Source organism: Devosia sp. (assembly GCF_036563435.1).
Classification (GTDB): domain Bacteria; phylum Pseudomonadota; class Alphaproteobacteria; order Rhizobiales; family Devosiaceae; genus Devosia.
Genome location: NZ_DATCMJ010000006.1, coordinates 107533 through 125433, shown reverse-complemented (window position 1 = coordinate 125433; position 17901 = coordinate 107533). Strand labels below are relative to the sequence as shown.

The window sequence follows — 17901 nt, the reverse complement described above, 5'->3', positions numbered from 1 at the left end:
CTTGGCTCGTTTGCGCCAGCGGCGCACCCTCCCGGTCGTAGAGCAGTGGCGTGCGTCGGGTACGGCTTTCGCCTGCACATCCGAACGTATCGAGGCGCGCTACGACAAGGCAGTGCGTGAGTTATTTGACTGCATAAAGCCTACTGAGGTGACAGCGCCTCTTCTTCACGAGGGCGGCGTCTATCACGGCTGCTGGTTGGAAAGTACCGGCACCATCAACACGGAACTGCTGGCGCGTTTCCTCCCTCATATCGCGACAACGACCTATTCGGCCTTCGCCGATTTTCAACGCGAAGACGGGTTGATCCCCTACAAGATCACGGCCGCTGGAGCGGCCTTTGCGCAAGTCCAGCTGGTCAGCCCCCTCGCCCGATGCGTCTGGCATCACTACCGGCTCAATGGGCGAGACCGTGCCTTCCTGGGCAAGATGTACGCGGCTATGTCCCGCTACGATGATTGGCTGGTACGGTTCCGGAACACCCGCGGCACTAGCGGCGTGGAAGCCTTTTGCACCTACGACACCGGTCACGACCTATCAGCTCGCTTCTGGCATGTCCCGGATAGCCCCTTCAACAACGACGCACGTACGGTCCACCCTGACAACCCGATCCTGCCCTTTATTGCGCCTGACCTGACCGCCAACGTCGCTTGCCAGCGATTCCATCTCGCTCAAATTGCCGAAGAGTTGGGTGAGCCATTTGAACCCTGGCGCCAAAAGGCAGAAGCAAGCGTCAGAGCGCTGTTCGAGCAGTGCTTCGATGCGAAAGATTTCTTCTTCTATGACCGCGACCGCAACGGCCAGCTCGTGCGGGTCCAATCGGATGTTCTGCTTCGGGTCCTTGCTTGTGAGATCGGAGACGGCGCGTTTTTTGCCCAGGCGCTCGAACGGTATTTGCTCAACACGCGAAAGTTCTTCAGCAAGTACCCCTTTACCTCGATTGCGCTGGATGACCCTCGTTTCGACCCGAATTTCGGGCAGAATTCCTGGTCAGGGCCCTCGAACTTCCTCTCCATCATCCGTGCCGCTCACGCCTTCGAGCATCATGGACATCATGTGGAGCTCAGCTGGGCGCAAAAGCCGATCCTCGCCGCCCTTTTCGACATGGAGACATTTCCCCAGACGCTCAGTCCCTTCACGGGCGCGCCCGGCTATACCGAGAGCTACTCCCCTTCCATCCTCTGCCTTCTTGATTTCATGGAGCGCCGCTCGGGGATCCTTCCGCGTCCTGACGGAACCTTGTGGTTCACCGGCTTGGTTCCGGAGGAGGTAATCCACAAGGATGTGCGCCACCAAACCGCCTATAGCCGGGAGATTGATGGCCTGAACTTCGAGCTCCTGAACGACGGCAGCAATGTTACGATCCTGAGGGATGGCCAGGAGCACATTCGTTTCCCCTATGGAGTGCGAGTCACTACGGACCGGCTGGGTACCCCGACGGCGGTTACTGGCCTGGTGAGCCGAACCGCAACCGGCACGTTGCAGACCCCGTCCGGCCGCTACGAGCTATCCGTTGGTCCCAACGAGGTTCAGAGCTTCGCTGACGGCTCCCTGATCCCTAGCAGCGCACCAAAGCTTGTCTTCCCGACCTACGGCAGCTGAAGGGAAGGATCAAAGACCCTTTCTCAGCTCCGGCGCCTCCGCCGTGATCAGGTCGCGGCCAAAGGGGCTCGTATCCCTGGGTACCAGGCGAACCACAGAATAGTTGCGCTCCTTGAGCTCCGCCAGGAACAGCGGCAGCAGGTCGACCGTACGCTGATGAATGTCGTGGAAGAGGATTACGCCGCTGCCCCGCGCTTCCAGCCGCGCGAGGGTGCGTTCGACGATCTCGGCGGGCGCGTCTTTGTAGTAGTCCTTGCTGTCAATATCGACATCAAGCACGACCATGTTGCCCTGCAGCAGGTTGGTGCGCAGGAACCCTGTTTGAGACAGATAGGGAAAGCGGAAGAACGGCGAGAGCGTCTGCCCTCCACTGGCCAGCGCGACCTGCACTGCCCGCTCACCCTGCGCGATTTCGTCGAGCGCCGCCTGGCTGCTCATCGTACTGAGATCGACATGGCTGAACGTGTGGCTGCCCACAGTGTGGCCCGCGGCAGCGACCCGCTGCGCCAGCCGTGGATTGGCCTGGGCCGCCGAACCAAGCATCAGGAATGTCGCCCTTGCGCCAAAGTCGTCGAGCGTCGCAAGGATCTTTTCCGTCTTGCCCGAACGCGGACCGTCGTCAAAGGTCAGCACCACTTCGCGTGGGCGTAGGATGATGTCGGTAGTGGTCGAGACCGCAAGTGTACGTCCGCCAATATTGCCGGGGGCAAAGATCCGCTCCGGCATCGGCTGCTGCGCCAACGTCCTGGAGGCCGGCAGGATGCTGCCGGTCACGGCAGCGTGGTCGGCCGTTCCGCTGAAGCTCGGAAACTCGCTGGGCGGCTTGGCACACCCTGCCAGGAGCAGGCCGGCAAGCAGCATGGACAGACCAAAACGCGACAGAGACACCGCTCGCACCCGAACAACTTGGAACGGGCACACTTTTCGCGATTATGGTTAATAATCCCCTCGCGAGAACTTAAGGATTACTTACCGCGACCGCCTTTGCCTTGCGCCCGAGAGTGTCGAGCGCGCTCAAAAACGCCGATCTGTCCGCCGGCCGGAAACCCGGATTAAAGCCCTTGATCTCGCCTGTTTCGCGCAGATGCTGCTTGAGATCGCGCATGGCTAGTGCCATGCCGATCGAGCTTGGCGTGAACGGCTTGCCGGTAAAGCCCAGCACGTGACAGCCCTTGTCGATCGCTCGGCTGGCCAACGGAATATCGGCGGTCAAGACGATGTCGTTGGCCTGCGCCTGCTCCACGATCCAGTTGTCGGCGGCATCCGACCCCTGCGGCACCACCACGACCCGCACCATCGGATCGCGCGACGGCCTCACCCCGCCATTGCTGACAAAGGTGATGACCAGACCGAGCCGCTCGGCTACGCGCCTTGCCTCTTCTTTCACCGGACAGGCATCGGCGTCGACAAAGATGGTGGGATTGGGCACGGGCCGCGGCGCAGACGCTAGTACACCACCACGCTGCGGATGCTTTCGCCTGCATGCATCATGTCGAAGCCCTTGTTGATATCTTCGAGGCGCAGCGTATGCGTGATCATCGGATCAATCTCGATCTTGCCGTCAAGGTACCAGTCCACGATCTTGGGAACATCGGTGCGCCCTTTGGCACCACCAAAGGCCGTGCCCATCCAGGTGCGGCCGGTCACCAGCTGGAACGGGCGGGTCGAGATCTCCTGTCCTGCTCCGGCCACGCCGATCACCACCGACTTTCCCCAGCCGCGATGGCTGCATTCGAGCGCCTGACGCATAACCTTGGTGTTGCCGGTGCAGTCGAATGTGTAGTCGGCGCCACCGATCAGGTCGCCGCGCCGCTTGGTCATGTTGACGATATAGGAAACGACGTCGCCATCGATTTCTGTCGGATTGACGAAATAGGTCATGCCGAAGCGTTCGCCCCATTCTTTCTTGCCGTTGTTGATGTCGACCCCGATGATCATGTCGGCACCCGCCAGGCGCAGGCCCTGGATGACGTTGAGGCCGATGCCACCGAGCCCAAACACAACCGCGGTCGCACCGATCTCGACTTTGGCCGTGTTGATGACAGCGCCGATGCCCGTGGTAACACCGCAGCCGACGTAGCAAACCTTGTCGAAGGCCGCAGCGGCATCGATCTTGGCCACGGCGATCTCTGGAAGCACGGTGAAATTCGAGAAGGTCGAGCAGCCCATGTAGTGGTGGATCGGCTTGCCTTCGAAGGAGAAGCGAGAGGTGCCGTCCGGCATCAGCCCCTGCCCCTGCGTGCTGCGGATCGCCGTGCAAAGATTGGTCTTGCCCGAGCGGCAGGCGTAGCATTCCCGGCATTCCGGCGTGTAGAGCGGAATGACGTGGTCACCCTTCTTGAGGCTCGTCACGCCCGGCCCGACATCGACCACCACGCCGGCCCCTTCATGACCAAGAATCGCCGGGAACAAGCCCTCGGGATCGGCACCGGACAGGGTAAAATCGTCGGTATGGCACAGGCCCGTGGCCTTGATCTCCACCATCACTTCGCCCGCCTTCGGACCTTCGAGATCGACCTCGACGATCTCCAGCGGCTTTCCGGCCTGGAAGGCAACGGCTGCGCGAGTTTTCATGGCGGGATTCTCCTGTGCTGCGTTGGGCCAGCTTTGCCATGCCCGGCGTCCAGCAGCAACCTGTCCTGGTAGGTGCGAGCGAAGCTCAGGAGGTGGATGAGCTCCCCGATGCGACAACGCTGACGGTGCTCGACATTGTTTGGAATGCCATAGTATCGAAGTGGCCGGCGCGGCTCCAACCAAGAACAAAAGGCCCTTCTCCATGACTGATCTGATCGTCCCGGTTATTCTTGCAGGCGGCCAGGGCTCCCGTTTGTGGCCCATGTCTCGGGCGGCCCGCCCCAAGCAGTTCCTGACGCTGACCGGCGAGAAGAGCCTGTTCCAGTTGACGCTGGAGCGTGTCGGTGACGAGACGATCTATACCGACGCCATCATCATCACTAATTCGGAATACCGCTTCCTGGTCGCCGAGCAGTCTGCCGAGATCGGCAAGACTGCCGCAGGCATCCTCCTGGAACCCGTTGCACGCAACACCGCCGTTGCCATAGCCGCCGCGGCGGCCTTTGCTTCTGATCGCTTCGGTCAAGACGTGGTGCTGCACATCCTTCCCTCTGATCACGAGGTCGGCGTCGATGAGGGCTACCGCCTAGCCGTTCGTCAGGCCGCAGACGCCGCAGCCGATGGCCGACTTGTGACCTTTGGCATTCTCCCGACCCATGCCGAAACGGGCTTTGGTTATATCAAGTCACAGGCCACTGTCGGTGCCGGCGTGCAGCCGGTGGAGCGCTTCGTTGAAAAGCCCAATGCCGAGCGGGCCGCGCAGATGCTGGCCGAAGGCGGCTATTACTGGAATTCCGGCATGTTCATGCTGGGTGCGGGCGCCTTTCTGCGCGAATGCGAGACCCTGGCTCCGGAAACGCTTGCCGCAGCCCGCGCCGCCATCGATCAAGCACAGACCGACCTCGACTTCATTCGACTCGACCAGGACGCATTTGCCGCTGCGCCGGACATCTCGGTCGACTATGCGATCTTCGAGAAAACCGAGAAAGCTGCTGTGGTCGCGGTGAACTTCAGCTGGACCGATCTGGGCAGCTGGGACGCTCTCTGGAAGAACTCGGAACGCGACGAGGGTCAGAACCTGACGCAGGGTTCTGTTACACTCGATGCCGTCAGCAACTCCCTTGTCGTGACCGATCACGCGCACGTTGCAGTGTCCGGCCTCGACGACATTGCGGTAATTGCCACCAACGATGCAGTCTATGTCGGTCGACTATCTGAGGCGCAAAAGGTCGGGGCCATGGTCAAGACACTCCGTGCCGGCAAGGAAACCGTAGGCCTGACCGAGATCCACAAGACAGCCTATCGTCCATGGGGCGGCTACTCTTCGGTGCTCGCGGGAGAGCGCTTCCAGGTAAAGCGCCTTTTCGTCAAGCCGGGCAAGAAGCTGAGCCTGCAGAAGCACCACCACCGGGCCGAGCACTGGATCGTGGTGCGCGGCACTGCCGAGGTAACGGTGGACGGTACGATCACCACGCTGAGCGAAAACCAGTCGATCTATCTGCCCCTGGGCTGCGTCCATCGCCTGGCCAATCCCGGCAAGATCGAGCTGGAGCTGATCGAGGTGCAGACCGGGTCCTACCTGGGCGAAGACGACATCATCCGCATCGAGGACGAGTTCGGCCGAGCCTAGGCGGCTCGGCAACTGTTGAACGGGGACATAACGTCGTTCACCCGTCGCGGGGTGAGGTGATCAGGCCAACCGGCTGAGCAGCGTGCCGTACAACTGCTCGGCGAGGTTATCAGGGGTGAACTCGGCCCCGTGGAGCACGACATCGGCACTCGTTGGTTCTTCAAAGGGACTGTCGATGCCGGTAAAGTTCTTGATCTCGCCCGCACGTGCGCGCTTGTAGAGGCCTTTGGGGTCCCGCGCCTCGCACACGGCCAGCGGCGTATCGACATAAACCTCGGTGAAGCCGATATCGCCAGCGATCTCCCGTGCCAAACGGCGTTCGTTCTCGAAGGGCGAAATGAAAGAGACGAGCACGATCAGCCCGGCATCGGCCATAAGACGGGCGACTTCGGCGACACGGCGGATGTTTTCCACGCGTGCGGCTTCGGTGAAACCCAGATCCTTACTGAGTCCGTGGCGCACATTGTCGCCGTCGAGGATGTAGGCGTGCTTGCCCTCCGCTGTAAGCCGCTTCTCGACGATGTTGGCGATGGAGGACTTGCCCGAGCCGGAGAGGCCGGTAAACCAGACGATCTGCGGCTTTTGCCCCTTCATCTGCGCCCGCACCTCGCGGTTCACGTCGAAAGACTGGTAGGTCAGGTTCTGCGCCCGGCGCAGTCCAAACTCGATGGTCCCCGCCCCGAGCGTGGCATTGGTCAGGCGGTCGATGAGGATGAAGCCGCCGGTCAGCGCATTGCTAGCATAGGGATCGAATGCAATCGGCTTGTCGGTAGCGATGGTGACGGTCGCCACCTCGTTGAGGTCGACCTTGGTCGCTGCGGTATGCTCGAGCGTATTGACGTTGGTGCGGAACTTGAGGTCGGTAATGGTCGCCGGCACGACCTGGGTGCCGAGCTTGAGGAGATAGGAGCGGCCCGGAAACGCCGCCTCCTCGTTCATCCACACGACCCTCGCCTGGAATTGGTTCGAATATTCCGGCGTCTCGCGAGGATGGCTGAGGACGTCGCCACGGGAAATGTCCACCTCGCGGTCCAGCACCAGCGTTATCGCCTGCCCCGCTACCGCCTGTGTGAAGTCGCCGTCCATGGTGACAATCCGGGTGACCACGGCAGGCTTGCGCGACGATGCGATCAGCACCTCGTCGCCCACCGCGACCGAGCCTGAAGCAACCGTGCCGGAAAAACCACGGAAATCGAGGTTGGGCCGATTGACCCACTGCACCGGGAACCGCAGCTTGCCCGCACTGCGATCCTCGGCGACGGAGATGGTTTCTAGATATGGCACCAGGGGTGTTCCGCTGAACCAAAGCGTCTTGGTGCTTTGCGTCAGGATATTGTCACCGCGCAGCGCCGAGACCGGCACCGCTTCCAGGCTCTTGAACCCGAGCGGCTCCGCAAAGGCGCGATATTCGGCCACGATCTTGTCGAAGACGGCTTGGTCGTAGTCGACCAGGTCGATCTTGTTGACCACGAGAACAACGTGCTTCACGCCGATCAGCGACAGGATGAAACTGTGTCGGCGCGTCTGCGTCAGCACGCCCTTGCGGGCGTCGATCAGCACCAGCGCCAGATCCGCATTGGACGCGCCCGTCGCCATGTTGCGGGTATACTGCTCGTGACCGGGCGTATCTGCGACGATGAACTTGCGCTTGTCGGTGGAAAAGAAGCGGTAGGCCACGTCAATGGTGATGCCCTGCTCGCGCTCTGCAGTCAGGCCGTCCACCAGCAGGGAAAAATCGATGCCTTCGTCCCCGACAGTGCGGTTGTGCGACTCCTTTTTGAGGCTCGCTAACTGATCGTCGAGGATGAGCTGGCTATCATAGAGCAACCGGCCGATCAGCGTGGACTTGCCATCGTCGACGCTGCCACAGGTCAGGAACCGCAGCAGCGACTTCTCAGTCTGCTGGTTGAGCCAGAGCGCAATATCGGTATCGGGGCTCGCCAAGGGCAGGCTCATCAGAAATACCCTTCCTGCTTCTTCTTTTCCATCGACCCGACACTGTCGCTGTCGATCAGCCGCCCTTCACGCTCGGATGTGCGGCTGGTCTGCATTTCCATGATGATCTCGGGCAAGGTTGCCGCCGTCGAGCGGATCGCCCCAGTGAGCGGATAGTCTCCCAAGGTGCGGAAGCGCACCATTTCCTGGCGCGGCGTCTCGCCCGGCACAAGCCGGAAGCGCTCATCGTCCACCATGATCAACGTGCCTGACCGATCGACGACAGGACGGGGCTTGGCAAAATACAGCGATGGCAGCTCGATGCCTTCCGAATAGATGTAGGTCCATACATCGAGCTCGGTCCAGTTGCTGATCGGGAAGACGCGCATGCTCTCCCCTGGATTGAGGCGGGTATTGAACAGGCGCCACAGCTCCGGCCTTTGGTTCTTCGGGTCCCAGGCGTGGCTCGCGTTACGGTGGGAGAAGACCCGTTCCTTGGCCCGCGACTTTTCCTCGTCGCGCCGCGCGCCGCCAATGGCCGCGTCGTACCGCCCTGCATTGAGCGCCTGCCGCAGCGCCTGAGTCTTCATGATGTCGGTAAAGCGGGAGGAACCATGATCGAACGGGTTAATGCCTGCCGCAACGCCCTCGGGATTGGTGTGGCTGATCAGCTCGAAGCCATGCTTTTCCGCCATGGCATTGCGGAACGCGATCATCTCGCGGAACTTCCAAGTCGTGTTCACATGCAGCAACGGGAATGGGATGCGAGATGGGTAGAAGGCCTTGCGCGCCAGATGCAGCAGAACGCTCGAATCCTTGCCGATCGAATACATCATCACCGGCCGCTCGAAGCTGGCCGCAACTTCGCGCAGAATTTCGATGCTCTCAGCCTCAAGCGTCTGCAGATGCGTCAGCAATGCCCGGGTCAATCCTGCCTCCAGCCTCGGCCCATCAGACAGGCCACTTCTGCTGGTTTGGTAAAGCGGAACAGCACCCCGCTTCAAGCCCCGGAACGGCCGGAAACCCCTGGCAGCGCAGGGGTTTGGGATAAAAGTCTGCACCTTTGCGGTTTGCTGGCGCCAGCGATCTGCGAGAGCGTAATGACGCAGCGAGGGCATCCGCCGCGGAGGCTCAGGAACAGAAAAATAGTTCCCGCGGACACAGCAAATCGAGAGCCAGCAAAGTCATCGAGCCGGTTGCTCCCGCCGCAGGCCAATGCTACACGCACCGTCGCGCCGGTATAGCTCAGTTGGTAGAGCACCTGATTTGTAATCAGGGGGTCGCGGGTTCGAACCCTGCTGCCGGCACCATTCCAGCGCGGCGCACCTCAGATCACTCTACGGGCAAAGCAGCCCAGCACTTCAGTCAGCGGCGGTTCTTCAGCACCACGGCCGCGATGATGATGATGAAGGCGGCAAGCCTCAGCAAATACATCCAGCTCCTCTCCTCCACCGGCAGGTTCGAGAGCGCCAGGAGCGCCTGATTGGCGGCCAGGAGCCAGAACGCGGCGGCAAAGGCCGCGAAGAGGATGTCGCGGGTTCGCACCCAGAACCGGATGAAGAACAAGCCGGAGACCAGGAAGCCCATGGTGATGAGGCCCGAGACGAAGGCAAACATGGTCTACTCCGACTCCCACACAAGGCCAAACATCAGCACACCAACCGCCATGAGCGAAGCAGCGTGGCGCCAGGCCTGAAAGTCCCATTGCGGAAAGATCAAAAGATCGAACAACACGGCCGTGCTATTGAGCGACAGAAAGAAAAAGCAGATCCCAGCCCACAAGAGCAGTCGGGTTCCCGATCGCCTGTATCCTCTCAGAAGCAGCCAGGTACAGGCCGCGCTGGCGACGAGACACAGGACATAGATGGCAACCTGGACGGTCTGGTTCACTGCGGTGGTTTCCTTAAGAGGAAGGCATCCGAGAACGAGGTGAGCTTGGCATTGGACCGCCCCACGATCATGCGTCGGATCTGGTTGGGGCGGGTGCGGTATTCGTGATCAAGTCTGTCCACGAAGCTGGCGAGGTCCGCTGAAACAGCCGCATAGCGAACATTGCCCTCCCCCTCGTCGACCAGTAGCCCAGCCTCGAGGAGGCGCCGCACCGACTGGGTGACAACCAGCTCGCTGCTGCGCAGCTCGGCGACCAGATCCGCAGTGTTCCACTGGCGCTTGGGCTGGGCATGGGTGAGCAGAAGCAGATCCAGCGACCACACGGAGTCGAGACAGCTTTCGACCATCTCCACGAAGTCCGGCTCTGGTGGGGCAGCGCGAGTCATCGGCAGGGGTGTAGAATCCGATAAGTGTCGGATCAACCCTTCCGAGGATTTTTGTGGCGAAGCGAACAATCCGGTGCCATGAGCATAGGGTTGCGCTAGAACAGCGTGCTCTGCCCCAGACAGGCCGGGCTTGAAGCTTTGAGGAGACTTCATCGTGACCACCTCCGCTCTCGTTCAACAGCTTGATCGCCGCCATATTCTGAATGCTCTGCGAGCGTTCCGGCGCGGCGACTTCTCGGTCCGGCTGGATGGTGACTTCGAGGGCTTGGACTTCGAAATTGCCCAGAGTTTCAACGAAATCGTGGAACTCAACGAGGCGCTGACCGACGAGTTCGCCAGGCTCGGCCGCGTGGTGGGCAAGGACGGCCGCATCGGCGAGCGCGGCCATGTGCGCAATGCCACCGGCAGCTGGGAGGCCAGCGTCCGCTCGGTCAACGAGCTGATCGAGGACATGGTGCAGCCAACCGCCGAGGTGGCGCGCGTGATTGGCGCCGTGGCCAAGGGCGACCTTAGCCAGTCCATGATGGAAGAGATCGACGGACGGCCCCTGCGCGGTGAGTTCCTGCGTATCGGCAAGGTCGTGAACACCATGGTGGACCAGCTCAACAGCTTTGCCTCGGAAGTAACGCGCGTTGCGCGCGAAGTGGGCACGGAGGGCAAGCTGGGCGGCCAGGCACAGGTGAAGGGCGTCGCCGGCACTTGGAAGGACCTCACTGACAATGTGAACTCCATGGCGCAGAACCTGACCAGCCAGGTGCGCAACATCGCCGAAGTGACCACTGCCGTGGCCAATGGCGACCTCAGCCGCAAGATCACCGTGGAGGTGAAGGGTGAGGTGCTCGAGCTCAAGAACACCATCAACACCATGGTGGATCAGCTCAACGCCTTCGCTTCCGAAGTGACCCGCGTCGCGCGCGAAGTGGGGACCGAAGGCAAGCTTGGAGGCCAGGCACGCGTGGAAGGCGTCGGCGGCACCTGGAAGGATCTCACCGACAATGTGAACCTCATGGCCGAGAATCTTACCGGTCAGGTACGCAACATCGCCGAAGTGACCACCGCCGTGGCTTCGGGTGACTTGTCGAAGAAAATTACCGTGGACGTGAAGGGCGAAATCCTCGAGCTCAAGTCCACCATCAACACCATGGTGGACCAGCTCAACTCTTTCGCCTCGGAAGTGACGCGCGTGGCGCGCGAAGTGGGTACCGAAGGCAAGCTCGGCGGCCAGGCGCAGGTGCGCGGCGTGGGCGGCACCTGGAAGGACCTGACCGACAACGTGAACCTGATGGCGGCCAACCTGACCGGCCAGGTGCGCAACATCGCCGAAGTGACCACCGCCGTGGCCTCGGGTGACTTGAGCAAAAAGATCACCGTGGACGTGAAGGGCGAAATCCTCGAACTCAAGTCCACCATCAACACCATGGTGGACCAGCTCAATTCATTCGCTGGCGAAGTGACACGCGTGGCGCGCGAAGTGGGCACCGAGGGCAAGCTGGGCGGCCAGGCCGACGTGAAGGGCGTCGGCGGCACCTGGAAAGACCTCACCGACAACGTGAACCTGATGGCCGCGAACCTCACCGGCCAGGTGCGAAACATCGCCGAGGTGACCACCGCCGTGGCGCGCGGCGACCTGTCCAAGAAGATCACCGTGGACGTGAAGGGTGAAATCCTTGAGCTCAAAGACACCATCAACACCATGGTGGACCAGCTCAACTCCTTCGCTGGCGAAGTGACGCGCGTGGCGCGCGAAGTGGGTACCGAGGGCAAGCTCGGCGGCCAGGCGCATGTGGAAGGCGTCGCCGGTACCTGGAAGGACCTGACCGACAATGTGAACTCGATGGCGCAGAACCTGACCGGTCAGGTGCGCAACATCGCCGAAGTGACCACCGCGGTGGCCTCGGGCGACTTGTCGAAAAAGATCACCGTGGACGTGAAGGGCGAAATCCTCGAGCTCAAGAACACCATCAACACCATGGTGGACCAGCTCAACTCCTTCGCCTCCGAGGTGACGCGCGTCGCCCGCGAAGTGGGCACGGACGGCAAGCTCGGTGGCCAGGCACAAGTGCGCGGCGTCGCGGGTACCTGGAAGGACCTGACCGACAATGTGAACGCCATGGCCGCAAACCTCACCGGTCAGGTGCGCAATATCGCCGAGGTGACCACCGCCGTGGCCTCGGGCGACTTGTCCAAAAAGATCACCGTGGCGGTGCGCGGCGAAATCCTCGAGCTCAAGGACACCATCAACACCATGGTGGACCAGCTCAACTCCTTCGCATCCGAAGTGACGCGCGTGGCCCGCGAAGTGGGCACCGAGGGCAAGCTGGGCGGCCAGGCGCAGGTGAAGGGCGTGGGCGGCACCTGGAAGGATTTGACCGACAATGTGAACTCCATGGCGCAGAACCTAACGGGCCAGGTTCGTAACATCGCCGAAGTGACCACGGCCGTGGCATCCGGCGACTTGTCTAAAAAGATCACCGTGGACGTGAAGGGGGAAATCCTTGAGCTGAAATCCACCATCAACACCATGGTGGACCAGCTCAATTCCTTCGCCGGCGAAGTGACGCGCGTGGCGCGCGAAGTGGGCACGGAAGGCAAGCTGGGCGGCCAGGCGCGCGTGGAAGGTGTCGCCGGCACGTGGAAGGACCTCACGGACAACGTGAACCTCATGGCCACCAACCTCACCAACCAGGTGCGCGGCATCGCCGAGGTGGTGACCGCGGTGGCGCAGGGTAACCTCAAGCGGAAGCTCGCGGTGGATGCCAAGGGCGAAATCGCCGCGCTCGCCGAAACCATCAACGGCATGATCGAGACGCTGGCGACCTTTGCCGACCAGGTGACCAACGTGGCCCGCGAAGTGGGTATCGAGGGTAAGCTCGGCGGCCAGGCCCGCGTGCCCGGTGCTGCCGGCCTGTGGCGCGACCTGACCGACAACGTGAACCAGCTAGCGGCAAATCTGACCACCCAGGTGCGCGCCATTGCCGAAGTGTCCACCGCCGTGACCAAGGGCGACCTGACCCGCTCGATCTCTGTGGAAGCCTCCGGTGAAGTGGCGGCGCTCAAGGACAACATCAACGAGATGATCCGCAACCTCAAGGATCAGACCCTCAAGAACGCCGAGCAGGACTGGCTCAAGACCAACCTGGCGCGCTTCTCGCGCATGCTGCAGGGCGAACGCGACCTCTCTACGGTGTCGCGCCTGATCATGAGCGAGCTCGCTCCTCTGGTGAACGCTCAGTATGGCGTGTTCTACGTGACCAACCGTGAGGATTCAGAGACCCGGCTCGAGCTTGCTGCCAGCTATGGGGCAGAAAACAGCACAGCGATCAAAAGCCAGCTCGCACTGCGCGAGGGCCTGATCGGACAGAGCGCCGCAGACAAGCGCGTGATCATGCTCGATGAGGTGCCGCCTAATTTCCTCAAGATCAGCTCTGGCCTTGGCGCTGCCGACCCTGCCAACGTGATCATCCTGCCGGCGCTGTTTGAAGAAGAAGTTAAGGCAGTGATCGAACTCGCCTCCTTTGGCGAGTTCAATGACACCCACCAGTCCTTCCTCAACCAGCTGATGGAGTCAGTCGGCATCGTGCTCAACACGATCGCCGCGACCATGCGCACCGAGGGCCTGCTCAAGCAGTCCCAGCTGCTGACTGCAGAGCTGCAGGCACGCCAGTCGGAACTGACCAAGAAGCAGGAAGAGCTGCACGCCACCAATGAGGAGCTGCAGGAAAAGGCGCAGCTTCTGGAAAACGAAAAGCGCCAGGTCGAGAACAAAAATCTCGAGATCGAAATGGCGCGCCGCGCGCTTGAGGAGAAGGCCGAACAGCTGGCCCTCACTTCCAAGTACAAGTCCGAATTCCTAGCCAACATGTCGCACGAATTGCGCACGCCGCTCAATTCGCTGCTGATCCTTTCGAAGCTCCTGGCCTCCAACCAGCAGGGCAACCTCAATGACAAGCAGGTCGAGTTCGCGCGCACCATCAACGCCGCCGGCACTGACTTGCTCAACCTCATCAACGACATTCTCGACCTGTCCAAGATCGAGTCGGGCACCGTTTCAATCGACCTTGGCGACCTCAAGCTCAGCCAGCTGCGCCAGCACATGGAGCGCACGTTCCGGCAGCTTGCCAGTGACAAGGGGCTCTCGTTTACAATCGAGATCGACCCGGACCTGCCCGAGACCATGCGGACGGACGAAAAGCGTCTGCAGCAGGTGGTGCTCAACCTCCTCTCCAACGCCTTCAAGTTCACCGCACAGGGCGAGGTCAAGCTGCGCTTTGGGCTGGAGGAGGCAGCAGCCAAACGGCGCGGACGTACAGCACCCCGTATGCTGGCTGTAGCCGTCAGCGATACCGGCATCGGCATTCCCGAAGACAAGCAGAAGCTGATCTTCGAGGCCTTCCAGCAGGCTGACGGCACCACCAGCCGCAAGTATGGCGGTACGGGCCTTGGTCTCTCGATCAGCCGCGAGATCGCCAATCTCCTTGGCGGCGAATTGCGTGTGCAGAGCATCCCCGGCAAGGGCTCGACCTTCACACTCGTCGTACCGCTCGACGGCCCGCAAAGCCTCGGCCTGCAGCAAAACGAAACCACCCTGGCTGAATTAGGCGCTCCCGGTGCTCACTCCACCAGCGAAGCAATCGACGCCGACGACCGTAACAATCTCGAACCTGGCGACAAGGTCATCCTGATCGTCGAAGACGATCCCACCTTCGGCCGCGTCTTGCTCAACGTCGCTCGGGCGGCTGGTCTAAAGGCCGTCTTGTCAACAGCGGGTTCCGGCACCCTGGCGCTCACGCGCAAGATCATGCCCGACGCCGTGACACTCGACCTTGGCCTCGCCGACATCGATGGCTGGGTCCTGTTCGACCTTCTCCGTCACGATCCCAAGACCGCTTCGATCCCCATCCACGTGATCTCAGGCGCCGAAGACGCTGCGGGTCTATCGGACAAGGGTGCAGCCACCGTCATGCTGAAGCCTGTCGAACAGGAGGAGTTGACCCAGGTCTTTGCCTCCATCGTTGATGACCCCGGCCGCCGGCAACGCAGCGTTCTCGTGGTCGATAACGACACCGATCGCAGAACTGCGACCACCGAAGCAATCCGAGACGGAGTGACCTCCGTCACAGTTGTTGACTTCCTGCCTGCGAATACCGACGAGGCGGCCCTGCACCAATACAACCACATCGTCTTCTCGCTCGGTCGCTCTGCAGAAGATGACAAGACGGCACTGGCCAATCTTGCCCATCAGGACGAGACGGTGCTTGCCGCCACTATTCTATTTGGTACTGAGAACCTGCCTGCCGAAACGGAGCCACCTGCTCTTCGAAACCTCTCCCGTGCGGGCAATATCAACCAGCTGGTCCAGTTGCTGGAGCGGCCGCTCGATGCCAGCCCGGATGGACAGGAGCAGATCGGTGTACAGGACCTCGCCGGTACCAAGGTGCTGATCGTCGACGACGATATCCGCAACATCTATTCGCTGACCAGCTTGCTGGAAACCTGCGGCATTGAAGTTCTGCATGCCGAAGGCGGTCGCGAAGGCATCGAAATCCTGGAGCGCAACACCGACGTTGATATCGCCCTCGTGGACATCATGATGCCGGAGATGGACGGGTATGAGACCATGGGCGAAATCCGCAACCGCCCTGCCCTGGCTCATATTCCGCTGATTGCCGTCACCGCCAAGGCGATGAAGGGTGACCGCCAGAAATGCCTTGATGCCGGCGCGTCGGACTACATCGCTAAACCGGTGGACTTAGATCTCCTGCTCGCACTGCTGCGCGTCTGGATCGGGCGGTCGCAAACCCGCGCTGGGTCGAGCATGATTGCGAACGGCGCATGAGCCTTTCCTTAGCCGATGCTGCCGTAGCGATCGTGCCGGAACCCACATCGGGGGCGGAGGAGCCGCATATGACTGCCCGCCCGCGTGTTCTCCTAGTCGACGATGACCAGCGCAACCTTCTTGCCTTGAGCGAGGTCCTTGAAGACGTAGCGGAGATCGTCACCGCCGACTCCGGCGCCGAGGCCCTTCGGCACCTCCTCAAGGGGCAATTCGCGGTTATCCTGCTGGACGTCCTGATGCCAGGGCTGGACGGTTACGAGACGGCCAAGCTGGTGCGGATGCGCGAGCAGTCGCACGACACACCGATCATCTTCCTAACTGCCATCAACAAGGAAGACGCCCACCTGATGCGCGGGTATGACAGCGGCGCCGTCGACTTCGTGTTCAAGCCGGTCGACCCGGTCATACTGCGCTCCAAGGTTTCGGTCTTCGTCAGTCTTTACGAAAAGACCCGGGAGATTGAGCGTAACGCCCGGCGCGAGCAGGCGCTGCTGCAGGAGACGCTCAAGGCCCAGGCCGAGCGTTTCAAGATCGACCAGGCGCTCCGCGAGGCGGAAGAACGGCAGGCACTCCTGTTGCGCTCCCTGCCCCTGGCCGTGTTCCAGATCACCACCGGCAGCAACACGCCCGTCTTCATCGCTGGCGACGTCGAAAGTCTGACCGGCTTTTCGGCCGAAGCATTCGAAGCCAGTCCGGAAGTTTGGCGAGATCGCATCCACGCTGATGATCAGGCTGCGTGGCTGGCGTCTGCCGATGTCGCAGCGGGTGAATATCGCTGGCAGCATCGCGACGGCGCCTATCGAGTATTCGTCGATCAGCGGGTGCCGGTGTCGGGACGCCAAGGAACCTGGGTCGGCACCCTGCGCGACATCACCGAACAGCGCCGTCTTCAGGATCAGTTGCTCCAGTCGCAAAAGCTGGACGCCATTGGAAAACTGACCGGTGGCATCGCGCACGACTTCAACAATCTTCTCGCGTCGATCTTGAGTGGCGTCGGGCTCCTTGAACGGCGGAGCGACCTCGACGAGCGCGGGCAAAAGGTCCTGGGCATGATGCGCCACGCCGCTCAGCAAGGCACGCATCTCGTCAACCGCATGCTGACCTTTTCCCGGCGCCAGCACCTGCAACCCGAAGTTGTTCGGGTCGCGGACGCCGCCCGCGCCCTCGACGGCATGCTCGGACCCGTTCTTGGTGGCTTGGTCACCCTCAAGTGGGAATTGGACGAAGACCTTTGGCCAGCCTTTGTGGACAGTGGCGAACTCGAGCTGGCACTGATGAACCTCGTGATCAACGCCCGCGACGCCATGCCCAACGGTGGCACCGTCACGGTCTCGGGAAGCAATCGGCACCTAGCCGAAAAGCAGGGCGAACTGGCTCAGGGCGACTATGTACTGCTGTCCGTGGCCGATACCGGTGCCGGCATTCCGCCCGACCTACTGCAGCGCGTCCTCGAGCCCTTCTTCACCACCAAGGATCCTGGCAAGGGCACCGGCCTGGGCCTGAGCTCCGTCCTGGGCTTTGCCCAGCAGTCAGGCGGCAGCCTTCGCGTTCACAGCGAACTGGGATCGGGCACCGTCGTGGAAGTCTGGCTGCCCCGGTCGAGGAGTGACGCCGAAGAGGACGCACCTTCCCTGGGTGGCGAGGCCGAGCCGCTGGTGGCGTCCGGGCAGACCGTGCTCCTGGTCGACGATGCGGTGGGCCTGCGCGACCTCACGCGCATGCACCTGTCCGACGCCGGCTATCAGGTGACCTGCGCGGCTAGTGGCGTCGAGGCTTTGGAGATCATCAGCAGCAGCGAAACCCGTTTCGACGTCATCGTCACTGATTACGCCATGCCCAGCATGTCCGGATTGGATCTCATCACCACCGCGCGCTCCATGCGGGCCGAGTGGCCAGCCGTGATCATCAGTGGCTTTGCCGATGTTGAGGACATCGCCAAACGCCCCGGGGACGTTCCTCTCCTGACCAAGCCCTTCACGCGAACTGCGCTGCTTCAGGCGCTCCGAACCGTTCTGCAGTCCAGCTAATCCTATCGCCAGCGTCCATCCAA

The 17901-nt window shown here is 61.7% G+C and carries 12 protein-coding genes and 1 tRNA gene; 5 read left to right on the top strand and 8 right to left on the bottom strand.

Features of this window, described 5'->3' with window-relative positions; genetic code table 11:
- The first annotated feature begins 1 nt into the window (after position 1).
- Positions 2-1600: an MGH1-like glycoside hydrolase domain-containing protein gene (locus tag VIL88_RS04710; protein ID WP_331986517.1), complete on the top strand. Its 1599-nt coding sequence runs from the start codon at positions 2-4 to the stop codon at positions 1598-1600.
- 9 nt (positions 1601-1609) lie between these two features.
- Here VIL88_RS04710 and VIL88_RS04705 read toward each other — a convergent pair whose 3' ends face one another.
- The 3 genes from VIL88_RS04705 to VIL88_RS04695 all read right to left on the bottom strand — a co-directional run bounded on the left by VIL88_RS04705 (position 1610) and on the right by VIL88_RS04695 (position 4174).
- On the bottom strand, positions 1610-2488 hold the full coding sequence (locus VIL88_RS04705) for a polysaccharide deacetylase family protein (RefSeq protein WP_331986515.1): 879 nt from the start codon (positions 2486-2488) through the stop codon (positions 1610-1612).
- A 70-nt stretch (positions 2489-2558) separates the two neighbouring features.
- Positions 2559-3029 (bottom strand): YaiI/YqxD family protein, encoded by a 471-nt coding sequence (locus VIL88_RS04700; RefSeq protein WP_331986513.1) that lies wholly within the window; start codon positions 3027-3029, stop codon positions 2559-2561.
- Between the two features lie 17 nt (positions 3030-3046).
- Positions 3047-4174: an S-(hydroxymethyl)glutathione dehydrogenase/class III alcohol dehydrogenase gene (locus VIL88_RS04695; RefSeq protein WP_331986511.1), complete on the bottom strand. Its 1128-nt coding sequence runs from the start codon at positions 4172-4174 to the stop codon at positions 3047-3049.
- 202 nt (positions 4175-4376) lie between these two features.
- On the opposite strand from VIL88_RS04695, the gene VIL88_RS04690 reads away from it, so the two are divergent.
- Positions 4377-5804 (top strand): mannose-1-phosphate guanylyltransferase/mannose-6-phosphate isomerase, encoded by a 1428-nt coding sequence (locus VIL88_RS04690; protein ID WP_331986509.1) that lies wholly within the window; start codon positions 4377-4379, stop codon positions 5802-5804.
- A gap of 60 nt (positions 5805-5864) precedes the next feature.
- On the opposite strand, the gene cysN is transcribed toward VIL88_RS04690, so the two are convergent.
- Positions 5865-7760, bottom strand: a complete 1896-nt coding sequence (cysN, locus tag VIL88_RS04685; RefSeq protein WP_331986507.1) for a sulfate adenylyltransferase subunit CysN — start codon at positions 7758-7760, stop codon at positions 5865-5867.
- Positions 7760-8668, bottom strand: coding sequence for a sulfate adenylyltransferase subunit CysD (gene cysD / locus VIL88_RS04680; RefSeq protein WP_331986505.1), 909 nt, complete (start codon positions 8666-8668; stop codon positions 7760-7762). The genes cysN and cysD overlap by 1 nt, the downstream gene beginning before the upstream one ends.
- A 305-nt stretch (positions 8669-8973) precedes the next feature.
- Between cysD and VIL88_RS04675 the strand changes: the two genes are divergently transcribed.
- Positions 8974-9049, top strand: a tRNA-Thr gene (locus tag VIL88_RS04675).
- Positions 9050-9104: 55 nt separating this feature from the next.
- Here VIL88_RS04675 and VIL88_RS04670 read toward each other — a convergent pair.
- Genes VIL88_RS04670 through VIL88_RS04660 form a run of 3 tightly spaced genes read right to left on the bottom strand, consistent with a single transcriptional unit; the run spans position 9105 to position 10015 of the window.
- A complete protein-coding gene (locus VIL88_RS04670) occupies positions 9105-9356 on the bottom strand; it encodes a DUF5985 family protein (protein WP_331986503.1) in 252 nt (83 codons plus the stop codon).
- Positions 9357-9359: 3 nt separating this feature from the next.
- The gene (locus tag VIL88_RS04665) at positions 9360-9629 is read right to left on the bottom strand and encodes a DUF5985 family protein (protein ID WP_331986501.1); all 270 of its coding nucleotides are present in this window, start codon (positions 9627-9629) and stop codon (positions 9360-9362) included.
- Positions 9626-10015 (bottom strand): hypothetical protein, encoded by a 390-nt coding sequence (locus tag VIL88_RS04660; protein WP_331986499.1) that lies wholly within the window; start codon positions 10013-10015, stop codon positions 9626-9628. Before VIL88_RS04660 ends, VIL88_RS04665 begins: the two co-directional genes overlap by 4 nt.
- A gap of 154 nt (positions 10016-10169) precedes the next feature.
- Here VIL88_RS04660 and VIL88_RS04655 point away from each other — a divergent pair, with 154 nt between their 5' ends.
- Both VIL88_RS04655 and VIL88_RS04650 read left to right on the top strand, forming a co-directional pair.
- Positions 10170-15851, top strand: a complete 5682-nt coding sequence (locus VIL88_RS04655; RefSeq protein ID WP_331986497.1) for a HAMP domain-containing protein — start codon at positions 10170-10172, stop codon at positions 15849-15851.
- Entirely contained in the window at positions 15848-17878 is a 2031-nt protein-coding gene (locus VIL88_RS04650; protein WP_331986493.1) for a response regulator, read from the top strand. Before VIL88_RS04655 ends, VIL88_RS04650 begins: the two co-directional genes overlap by 4 nt.
- Positions 17879-17901 lie beyond the last annotated feature (23 nt).

Coding starts and splice junctions, on each gene's coding strand:
- VIL88_RS04695 (WP_331986511.1), bottom strand. CDS start 4,174: ATGAAAACTCGCGCAGCCGTTGCCTTCCAGGCCGGAAAGCCGCTGGAG.
- VIL88_RS04690 (WP_331986509.1), top strand. CDS start 4,377: ATGACTGATCTGATCGTCCCGGTTATTCTTGCAGGCGGCCAGGGCTCC.
- cysN (WP_331986507.1), bottom strand. CDS start 7,760: ATGAGCCTGCCCTTGGCGAGCCCCGATACCGATATTGCGCTCTGGCTC.
- VIL88_RS04670 (WP_331986503.1), bottom strand. CDS start 9,356: ATGTTTGCCTTCGTCTCGGGCCTCATCACCATGGGCTTCCTGGTCTCC.
- VIL88_RS04660 (WP_331986499.1), bottom strand. CDS start 10,015: ATGACTCGCGCTGCCCCACCAGAGCCGGACTTCGTGGAGATGGTCGAA.
- VIL88_RS04650 (WP_331986493.1), top strand. CDS start 15,848: ATGAGCCTTTCCTTAGCCGATGCTGCCGTAGCGATCGTGCCGGAACCC.